The 9,238-nt window shown below is 50.8% G+C and carries 9 protein-coding genes; 5 read left to right on the top strand and 4 right to left on the bottom strand.

Going from position 1 to position 9,238, the window contains the following annotated elements:
* The coding region (locus B3W37_RS15300) for a hypothetical protein (protein WP_483176305.1) at positions 1-369 on the bottom strand (369 nt) is incomplete at its 3' end.
* A complete protein-coding gene (locus B3W37_RS15295; protein ID WP_483176304.1) occupies positions 341-997 on the bottom strand; it encodes a fibronectin type III domain-containing protein in 657 nt (218 codons plus the stop codon). The genes B3W37_RS15295 and B3W37_RS15300, both read right to left, overlap by 29 nt.
* A gap of 610 nt (positions 998-1,607) precedes the next feature.
* Between B3W37_RS15295 and B3W37_RS15290 the strand changes: the two genes are divergently transcribed.
* From B3W37_RS15290 to B3W37_RS15275, 4 genes are read left to right on the top strand one after another with little or no spacing between them, the layout of a single operon-like run.
* A complete protein-coding gene (locus tag B3W37_RS15290; protein ID WP_483171641.1) occupies positions 1,608-1,733 on the top strand; it encodes a hypothetical protein in 126 nt (41 codons plus the stop codon).
* Entirely contained in the window at positions 1,730-1,948 is a 219-nt protein-coding gene (locus B3W37_RS15285) for a M24 family metallopeptidase (protein WP_483171738.1), read from the top strand. The genes B3W37_RS15290 and B3W37_RS15285 overlap by 4 nt, the downstream gene beginning before the upstream one ends.
* Before the next feature lie 40 nt (positions 1,949-1,988).
* Entirely contained in the window at positions 1,989-3,668 is a 1,680-nt protein-coding gene (locus B3W37_RS15280) for a methylmalonyl-CoA mutase family protein (protein WP_483176303.1), read from the top strand.
* Positions 3,669-3,684: 16 nt separating this feature from the next.
* Complete coding sequence (locus B3W37_RS15275; protein WP_483176302.1) at positions 3,685-4,098, top strand: cobalamin-dependent protein; 414 nt, start codon at positions 3,685-3,687, stop codon at positions 4,096-4,098.
* Positions 4,099-4,129: 31 nt separating this feature from the next.
* Here the strand turns inward: B3W37_RS15275 and B3W37_RS15270 are convergent, their stop codons facing one another.
* Together B3W37_RS15270 and B3W37_RS15265 are read right to left on the bottom strand one after the other, a co-directional pair.
* Complete coding sequence (locus B3W37_RS15270) at positions 4,130-6,046, bottom strand: hypothetical protein (RefSeq protein WP_483176301.1); 1,917 nt, start codon at positions 6,044-6,046, stop codon at positions 4,130-4,132.
* The gene (locus B3W37_RS15265; protein WP_483176300.1) at positions 6,030-8,258 is read right to left on the bottom strand and encodes an efflux RND transporter permease subunit; all 2,229 of its coding nucleotides are present in this window, start codon (positions 8,256-8,258) and stop codon (positions 6,030-6,032) included. Before B3W37_RS15265 ends, B3W37_RS15270 begins: the two co-directional genes overlap by 17 nt.
* A gap of 170 nt (positions 8,259-8,428) precedes the next feature.
* Between B3W37_RS15265 and B3W37_RS15260 the strand changes: the two genes are divergently transcribed.
* Complete coding sequence (locus tag B3W37_RS15260) at positions 8,429-9,037, top strand: TetR/AcrR family transcriptional regulator (RefSeq protein WP_483171636.1); 609 nt, start codon at positions 8,429-8,431, stop codon at positions 9,035-9,037.
* Positions 9,038-9,238 lie beyond the last annotated feature (201 nt).

Here is a 9,238-nt window from a genome sequence, read left to right as displayed (position 1 = left end):
TTTGGTTTTAGGGAATACCGCGGTTACGATGCCGGAGCCTTCAGGAGCGTTACCGTCACACAAGCTCAGGTTTTTCAAGACAACGTTTCCCGAAGACACATTATACACCCTGCAGCTGTCATTGCCGCTGATGGTGATTTCATTTTCTCCGCCGTCAATGATCAGGTCTTTGCCGATGTCGAGTTGGGATGAAAGCGTAATGGCGCCGTCTTTTAAGCTGGAATCAAATAGGATGCTGTCACCTGCCGAAGCATCCTGGATAGCCTCGCGCAAGGATAGTATTCCGTCGCCTGCAGCCACGATGTCCTCCAGTGTGGTGACAATGAAAGTCGCGGCGGCTCTACCGTAACGGCGGGTCCTTTGGTCCAATTTCCGCCGCCGTCACCGGCCTCAACCTGAAATTCAAGCTGGTCGAGGAAGAAAGCCCGGTTACTTCATAACTATTAATCGTTCCTGCCACCGTGGTCAGGAGAACATCATCCTTATAAATCCTGTATTTGGTAACGCCGGTGTCATCGGTTGCCTCTGTCCACTCAAGGGTGGTGCATGTACTGCCAGTATCGCTGGCGGTAAGGCTGCTCCCGGCCGGCCATACCGGAGGAGCATGATCGTTTAGCGGTCTCGCAAAGATTACATATTCGATATCCGGGGCGGAGCCTTCTTCAGGCAAACCATTGTTATCAAACGTACCCGATGTTACCGGCGGCGAATAGGTTTTGCAGCTGAAACCACCCCCTCCTGCAACCACTACTGCAGCAATAGGAACGGAAGCTGTGAATGAACCTCCATCTCCGTCTGCGCCAGGACCGATCACAACCATACCTTGATTACCTGCGGGCCTTTCGAATACATATTGGCCGTCTATGCAATTAAATTTCGCAATCTCCACAGTTCCTTCCGGCAATTCAGCTTCAATGGCTGCTGTGTTCCAGGGGCTGAGCAATAAAAATAAGGCTGCCAAGGTCAGCACCAGGCCCTTTTTAAAACTTGATGACAATGAATTCACCCCCCAATTAAATATGATTATCCATTTACCTCTTCACTTTTTCCTGCATAGTTCTGCAAGACACAGGAGGCATGGGGTCGGTTCTTTTGCCTGTTAGTGTCTAGTCTGGTTTCACATTTTCTACCACACTTTTGTCAACTCCCAGAACTCCCAGCAGGGCTGCAGCGGCGCGCTGTGATCACCTGGATTCAGCCTGCGGACGTTAAGCTAACGCGAACAACATTACAGCAGTACTCAATTTATGGCATGGCTTCATTTTCATTAGAACACACCTCGTTAAACAAAATATTGAATTAGCCAGAACCGCCGGGCTTCAGTACCGGCAAGCCTTACGTCAATCGAGATAGTTCAGGCACAGTCATGTTAACCGATGCCCGCTATTTCCACTGATGTGACGTGTTTGCCCACCCATGTGGCAGCCATTGCCCACCCATTAAACTACCATGTTAAAACCAACATCCCCGCAAACACCTGTCTGCTTAAGGGGAAGGCAAATTACCCCGCCCTAAAAAGTATTAAAGAGTATAAGTGTTAACGGGGCTGGATTTCCAGCCTCTTCTTGTGTGCTACATTGGGTTTAAAACATGAAGGAGGGAGATGTATGAACTATCAACCAACGCGCTGCACTCCGGGGGTGGAATTGGAACAGCGAACCGCACGCCTGCAGGAGTTGATGAAAGAGAAAGATCTGGACGGAGCGATCATTAGGGTTATCCCGGTCCGATAGGGTTTATCGCACACGGGATCGGCATCGAACTGGATGAACTTCCGGTGATAGCCCGGGGCTACGATGTGCCGCTGGAAGAAGGCATGGTTTTCGCCCTGGAGCCTAAATTCGTTTTCCCCGAAGGCGCGGTGGGCATCGAAAACACCCTGGTGGTAACCCCGCAGGGTCTGAAGAATCTGACGGTTTTTGATGAAAATATCGGCTTTCTGCCCTAGATACAAAGTTGTTCCGTTTATAAAAACAGGAGGTGATCAAATGTTTGATGTGACTACATGGGAGCAGTCGGGCCAGTTGAGAAAAAAGTGGGAAGATGAGGTGCGCCGCAGCACAGCCAAACAAGCTGATCAGAAAGAGCGCTGGTCAACCGTTTCCGATCTGGAAATCGAACGGCTTTATTCGCCAGAGGACATTCAAAACATGGACTTTGCTCGTGACATCGGCTACCCCGGACAGTTCCCCTACCTGCGCGGCAACCAGGTTACGGGATATCGGGGCAAATACTGGACATTTCGCATGTTTTCAGGAATGGGCAGCGCCGAGGATACCAACCGGCGCTGGCACATGCTGCTGCAGAGCGGCAACGCCGGCTTAAGCACCGCCTTTGATTTTCCCACCTTGATGGGCTATGACACCGATTCGCCCAAAGCCCGCGGAGAATGCGGCAAATGCGGGGTCGCCATCGATACCCTGGATGACTTGTTGACCTTGTTTAAAGGCATCCCTATGGGCAAGGTCACCACATCCATGACCATCAATCCGCCGGCTACCGTTCTATGGGCCATGTACTGCGCGGCGGCCGAACGCCAGGGCGTACCTTTGAGCGAAATCGGCGGAACCATTCAAAATGACATGTTGAAAGAATTTATTGCCCAAAAAACTTTTATGTGCCCGCCGGAGCCTTCCGTACGGCTGATCAGCGATACGGTCGAATTTGGCGCCAAGTATGTGCCCAAATGGAATACCATCAGCATCAGCGGCTACCACATCAGGGAAGCCGGCTCGACTGCGGCGCAGGAACTGGCCTTTACACTGCGTGACGGCATGGAATACGTAGAGGATATCATAGCCCGTAAAGGCCTGGCGGTGGATGAATTTGCACCGCGGCTTTCATTCTTCTTCAACGCCCATATCGACTTTTTCGAAGAGATCGCCAAGCTGAGGGCTGCGCGCCGGATCTGGGCCAAGGCCATGCGGGACCGCTACCAGGCTAAAGACCCGCGCTCCATGTGGATGCGTTTCCATACCCAGACGGCAGGCTGTTCTTTGACAGCCCAGCAGCCCTACAACAACGTGGTCAGAACTGCCATTGAAGCCCTGGCGGCGGTATTGGGCGGAACCCAGTCTCTGCATACCAATTCTTTGGATGAGGTGCTCTGCCTGCCTTCGGACCATGCCGTGGAGATCGCTTTGCGTACTCAGCAGATCATCGCCGAAGAAACCGGGGTGGCCAACAGCATCGACCCCCTGGCCGGTTCCTATTGCGTAGAGGCTTTAACCAATAAAATGGAAGAACAGGCCTGGGAGTATATTGAAAAAATTGATGAAATGGGCGGCATGGTGGCAGCCATTGAGAAAGGATTTCCCCAGTTGGAGATTTCGGACGCCGCGTACAAATTCCAGCGCCAAATCGACGCCGGGGACAAAATCATGATTGGAGTAAACAAATATTATTCCCAAGAAAAAATCGATATTCCTTTCCTGGAAATAGACGACCGTGTTGAAGCCGAGCAAATCCAACGCCTGAACAGCGTCCGCAGAACACGCGACAACAGACAGGTGCGCCAGTGCCTGGAAGATCTCGCCCAGGCCTGTAAAAAGGGAGAAAATGTGATGCCTTACTGCATTGAAGCGGTCAAGGCCTACAGCAGCATCCAGGAAATATGCGATGTTTACCGGGAGGTTTTTGGCGAATACCGGGATCCCGGAATATATTAGGGAGGAGGAAAAAATCATGTCCTCTAAAGGTATGAAAATAATGATCACCCAGCCAGGACTCGATACGCATCCCCAGGGCGCCAAACTGCTGGTAAGGCTGCTGCGCGAAGCGGGCTTTGAAGTATTGTATAGTTGCCGCCGGCAAACCGTGGCGGAAATTGTGGATATGGCCATCGGGAAGAACATTAATTTATTGGGGTTAAGCTGCTCGTCAGGCGCGCATCGCCACTTCCTGACGGCAATAGCCAAGGGTCTTAAAGAAAATGGCGCCGGGAATACCAAAATCTTTATTTTTGGCGGAGGGTCGATCCCCCCTGGGGATTTTGAATATCTGTACAGCCAGGGTGTTAAAGCCATATTTCTTCCCGGCGGCGGCTCCCTGACACCGGTATTGGATTGGGTGCAAAGAGAAGCAGCTCCGCAAGTCTAGCCGGCACCATGGAGATTTCTACGGCTTCCGCTTAACTATTACTATGATTTCTGGAGGGCCATAACTGCAAAATTTTATTGAACAGGTTTTTGAGCCGGGCCATAAACCCGATATCCTGTTTGGGGATTTCCAGGTCCCAACTATTGTCGCCCCCGTCATCCAGACTTATCTCTGCGGTGCGCAGTACGATTTGAATACTGGTGGGGGGCGGATTTTTGTCCGAAGTAAATGAAATCAGTTCGGCTTTAGCATCCAGATTTAAGAAATTATTTTCCTCTTCAATTTTATCGAATTCATTATCAATGGTTTTTTTGATGGTGTCATTGGCAGCACGCATGGAAGTCACGGTGGATAGCCCCAATATGCTTTTGTCCAGCACATCGGTCAGTCCCTTCAAAGATGAGGCGGCCGCTCCGTCCATTTGATCCCCGCTCACCTGTAACAGTCCTTTGGAATAAGTCAAGAAGTTAAATGTACTATCAATACTGCTGTTCATGAGTTCGGTGAGAATCTGACAGTCGTCCAGCAGATCAAGGATATCGTCCTGGTATCCATCCAGGGTACCATCCAAATCCACGGTTTCATCGATCAGATCCTGGGTGATGTCCATGATTTCCGCGCTGGTGTCGGCCATAGCCGCAGTCTCCCCCAACAGCGAATCTATATGGCCGGAATACTCACCTATGGTAGCGGCTATTTCTGCATGGCCCTTGAGCTGGATGGCTTCATAGGGCGTGGCCAATCCCGCCTGCGCCACCTGGCCCAATTCGTTGAGAGCGGATTCGATCTGGGTATTGAGCAGGTAGATCATACCTTGCAAGTCTTCCAGATCACCCACCGCATTGCGCAGTGAACCGTTCATATCCTCCAGGGGCCCCTCCATTTCCTTTATGGCATCCACCAGACCGCCGATGTCGTCGCCAAGATCCCGGGTCATTTTACGCCCGGTTTTATAATAGGGGATCATCTTCTTGAGCTGTATATTGGCATTGGCCATATCTTCCAAGGCTGTTTCCCCGTAGGCGTACATCTGGTCTTTGCCGGCGCTCAAAGTCTGGCGAGCCTCTTCCGCTTCAATTGCGCCGCGTTTCAAATCATTGAGCCCGGCATTCATGCTCTCCACAGTATACATCAGCTCATTCATGCTTTTGTATATGGCATCGGCCGAATCGTAGATGGTATCCTTGGCTTCCTTGATCTCCTTGATATCTTCCATCTGCCTCAGTGTTCCCGGAATCATCATCATGGTAATACCCCGGGTTTCAAAGCAGTCAGTGCCGATGCGGATGGTGAAGGTGTCCTCTTCCCCGGGCAGGGCGGCAAATAGCACTACCTTGTAGGTCCCCAGAGACTGGAGCTGGGCGCCGGGAGCATCTACACTATAAGCTTCCTCGGTGTTTATATAGGCTGCCACCTGCAGCAGCATATTGTTTTTGTAATAATCCCTGGCCTGCTCATTGGGTTTGACATGAACATTGATCTCCACCAGACCGGCGGCGCCGGCTAAATTCCCGGCCTCACACGGCACCCCGTTCAGTTTGTAATCCACATCCATAGTCCAGGGTAGTGTGACGGCATCGTTTTTTACCTTACAGCTGTAATAAAAGCGCTGTTGATTGGAGGTTTGGCCCAGATCCCAATACACCCCGTCGGCGTTGACCACCGGAGCATCGTAACCAGACATATTGGTCACCGTTTCATAGACCCCATAGTCTTGGAACTGGCTTATTCCATTAAGACTGCAGCTCTTGACCACACTCACAGCCTCGATGCCGCCATAATAATCCAGGTTGATATATATCGTTTCATCGGTAGTGACCGTAGGGGCGGCCCCATAGACAGCAGGGCCGGGCAGTATGAAAGTTATGCTCAATACCGCCGCCAGTGCTGCGGCGCTTATTTTTCTTGCTAATCCCTTGCAGACCCTCATTCTAGTATGCGTTTTCATGATTTTCTTCCTCCCCTGCTTCAAATTCGGTTTTCTTATATTTTTTTCGTTTAAACAACTTACTTATCGGCATCACCTGGCTGTCGCCAAAGATAATCAGCCGGTCGGTCCAGGCAAACAGATTGGGCAACAGGGCGATGACCATGAACATACTCAGCAAAGCTCCTCTGCCTACCAAGTGGCCCAGGTCGGCAATTGCCGATACACTGGACAAAAAGGTGATCCCGTAACCAGCCACCGACAAGATCAGCCCTGAGGTCAGGATAGGAAGCATGCTGGCCGCGGAAGCCTGCTTGGAGGCCTCTACTCTGCCATGGGCTTTACGCTGCGCCAGGTAATGATAGGTCATCACGATGGAATAATCGATCGTAGCCCCTAACTGCAGGCAGCTGACGATCATGTAGCCCATAAACATGATGCGGTCGCCCATCAAGTAGGGAACCGTCATATTTATGAAAATTGCCATTTCGATGGGGATCATCAGTACGATGGGCAGGGCCAGGGAACGGAAGGTCAGCATGATGGCCAGGGCCACTCCCAGTAGGGACAGCTTATCAATGCTATGCCAATCTTCCACGATTACCGCTTTAATATCCATTGTCGAGGGAGTAGCGCCAATTACATGAGAGTTGTTTGGATAGTATTGTTTTACTAGCTCGGTAATCTCTTTGACGCTGTTGATGGCCAGTTCACTCTCTGCACCGGTTTTGATGGGTATTAGTATGCGGGCATAATCTTCAGAATGCAGCTGGCTGGTTACGCTGTCGGGCAGAATATCCGGAGTGACCCCGTCCGGCAGGGAGTTGGCCAGGGAGGTCACGTATTTCACATAAGGCAGGGCCTCCAGCTCTTCGGAGAGCTTGGCTTCAGTAACCATGGAGCTGTTGGGAACCAGAGCCATGACTAAATTATGGCGGCCGAATACAGAACTTATCTTCTGATCATCTGCATAAATCTGTGTTCCGGGGGTCAGGCCCATGGCCTGGTTGCCAAAACTGAAATCGTTCATGCTTTTACCCACATAGGATGGAACTGCCAAGAGCAACAATACTATCAGGATGACAAAGCGATACTGGTGGATCTTATCGGCCACCCGGTCGAAGGCGGGAACCAGCGGCTTATGCTCGGTTTTCTCAATAAGTTTATACCATCGCAATACAAAGGCCGGGGTGAGCAGCATAACGGTCACCAGGCTGATGGCGATCCCTTTGGCCAGCACCAGTCCGATATCCTGGCCGATAGAGTAGCGCATCAAGACCAGGGCGGAAAACCCCACGATGGCTGCAATGCCTGCCGAGGCGATGGGAATGATGCTCTTCCTGATGGCATTGGTTAAAGCCTCTTCCACATGGATTTGGCGCTTCCTCTCCTTGGTGAAATTATCCAGCAGGATGATGGTGTAATCCATGGCCACGGCCAGTTGCAGGACCGCGGCTATACTCAGGGTTATGGAGGAGATTTCGCCCAGTATGATGTTGCTGCCCAGGTTGATCACGATGGATATGAGGATAACGGTCAAAAAAACGACGGGTTCAAACCAGGAATGGGTGCCCAGGGTGAGAATGGCTAAAATCAGCAGGATGCCGAAGATCAATATGAGCACCATCTCTTTGGCCAGCACATCGTTTAAAAATTTGTCCTGCACCGCCGGCCCGCTGAAATATCCTTTATCCCCCAACATGTTTTCTATGGCCTTGATGGCCTCCCGGGTGCTGCGGGCGGAGTCATTGCCGGTGAAGGTTATATCCATCACCGCATAACCGTCTTTATAATAATCCTCGATCTCTTCGTAGGGTATAAACAGGTTGGATTGGTTGATGTCAGTCATCGAATCCGCCCAAATCACGCTGTCTACTCCGCTGATGCCGGCGATGCGGTCTTTATAGGTCTTGGCTTCATAGATGGAGACGTCACTGATCATGACTCGGGCCGTGCCCGGATAACCAAATTCCTCTTCCATCAGGGCGATGCCCACTTTGGAAGACATATCCCGAGGCAGATATTTGCTCATATCATAATTGACGCCCACAAAAGGTATGCAGATGGCGCTGATGATGAAAATCACCGCAAAAATCTTTTCTATCAGTTTACTGCGGTGCAAAATAAAATCCACAATGGCATGCCCTCTGAAATCGCCGCCCCGGGGAGAATCATCCTGTCGCCGCTCCCCTTTCCTCAACATCTGATCACCGCCCGCTGTTATAATTGACATATAGTATTTTAATGAACAGTTAGTTATTAAAATACATCTGTTGATTATAGTCTCAAATTATATTATAGTTTTATTACAAGATTGTGCAATGACCAATAAAAAGGGCTTTTGTCCATTACTGAACAAATCCCGCCGGAGTATTCATTAATTGAAACGGAGGCAGAGATTTAATGAGTAGCCGTCAAAAAAAACCAGTTGACCGGCGCATCCGCAAGACCAAAAGAATCCTCAAGGAGAGCCTGGCCACCCTGTTGCTGGAAAAAAAACGCAACAACATCACCGTACAGGAGCTGGTCAACCTGGCGGATATCAACCGGGGCACTTTTTATCTGCACTATCGGGATATTCATGACATGCTGTCACAAATCGAAGCGGAGATGCTTGAGGAGCTGGAGGAAATAACGCAGCGCTTTCCCCTGGCTATGACCGATACCCCCAAGCCTTATATCCAAGATATGCTGCAGTATATCGCCGACAACCACACCTTCTGCAAAATGCTGTTGGGGCCCTATGGCGATATGGCTTTTGTGGAGAAGCTGAAGAAGCTGGTGGAAGAGAGGTGCCTGTACTCGCTGATGAAAACTTGGCCGGAAAACGACGCCCAGCGCTATCGATACTTCGCCTCCTACACCATAGCCGGCTGCATCGGGCTGATACAGGCCTGGCTCGACGGCGGCATGGAGGCATCCCCCCAGGAGCTGGCCGAGGTGGCTGAAGACATGATCCAGAACGGCATTGAATTCCTGCACCGCGATGCCCGGAAGGGTTCGGAGCGGTGACTTATGCTGCGAAGGGGTGACCTCGTTACACCGCGTTACAAGACCTGAATACTTATTTTGGACAGTTGCTGCAGCGCCGATTATTGATTAACCGATCAGATTGGACTAGAAAGTACGCAATGGCGGTTTAAAAGACTACTTTTTCAGTGGTCTCGACCCGGCCCTTAGTATTTCCTAGACGAACTTAAAGATTACCGGGAA

This window comes from Syntrophomonas sp. UBA5494, from assembly GCF_002426325.1.
The sequence above is the reverse complement of the archived record's forward strand: the minus strand, read 5'-3'. Positions and strand labels throughout refer to the sequence as shown.

Bases quoted from the DNA above. Each gene is read 5' to 3' on its own strand.
- B3W37_RS15290 (WP_483171641.1), top strand. From the start codon at position 1,608: ATGAACTATCAACCAACGCGCTGCACTCCGGGGGTGGAATTGGAACAG.
- B3W37_RS15280 (WP_483176303.1), top strand. From the start codon at position 1,989: ATGTTTGATGTGACTACATGGGAGCAGTCGGGCCAGTTGAGAAAAAAG.
- B3W37_RS15275 (WP_483176302.1), top strand. From the start codon at position 3,685: ATGTCCTCTAAAGGTATGAAAATAATGATCACCCAGCCAGGACTCGAT.
- B3W37_RS15270 (WP_483176301.1), bottom strand. From the start codon at position 6,046: ATGAAAACGCATACTAGAATGAGGGTCTGCAAGGGATTAGCAAGAAAA.
- B3W37_RS15265 (WP_483176300.1), bottom strand. From the start codon at position 8,258: ATGTCAATTATAACAGCGGGCGGTGATCAGATGTTGAGGAAAGGGGAG.
- B3W37_RS15260 (WP_483171636.1), top strand. From the start codon at position 8,429: ATGAGTAGCCGTCAAAAAAAACCAGTTGACCGGCGCATCCGCAAGACC.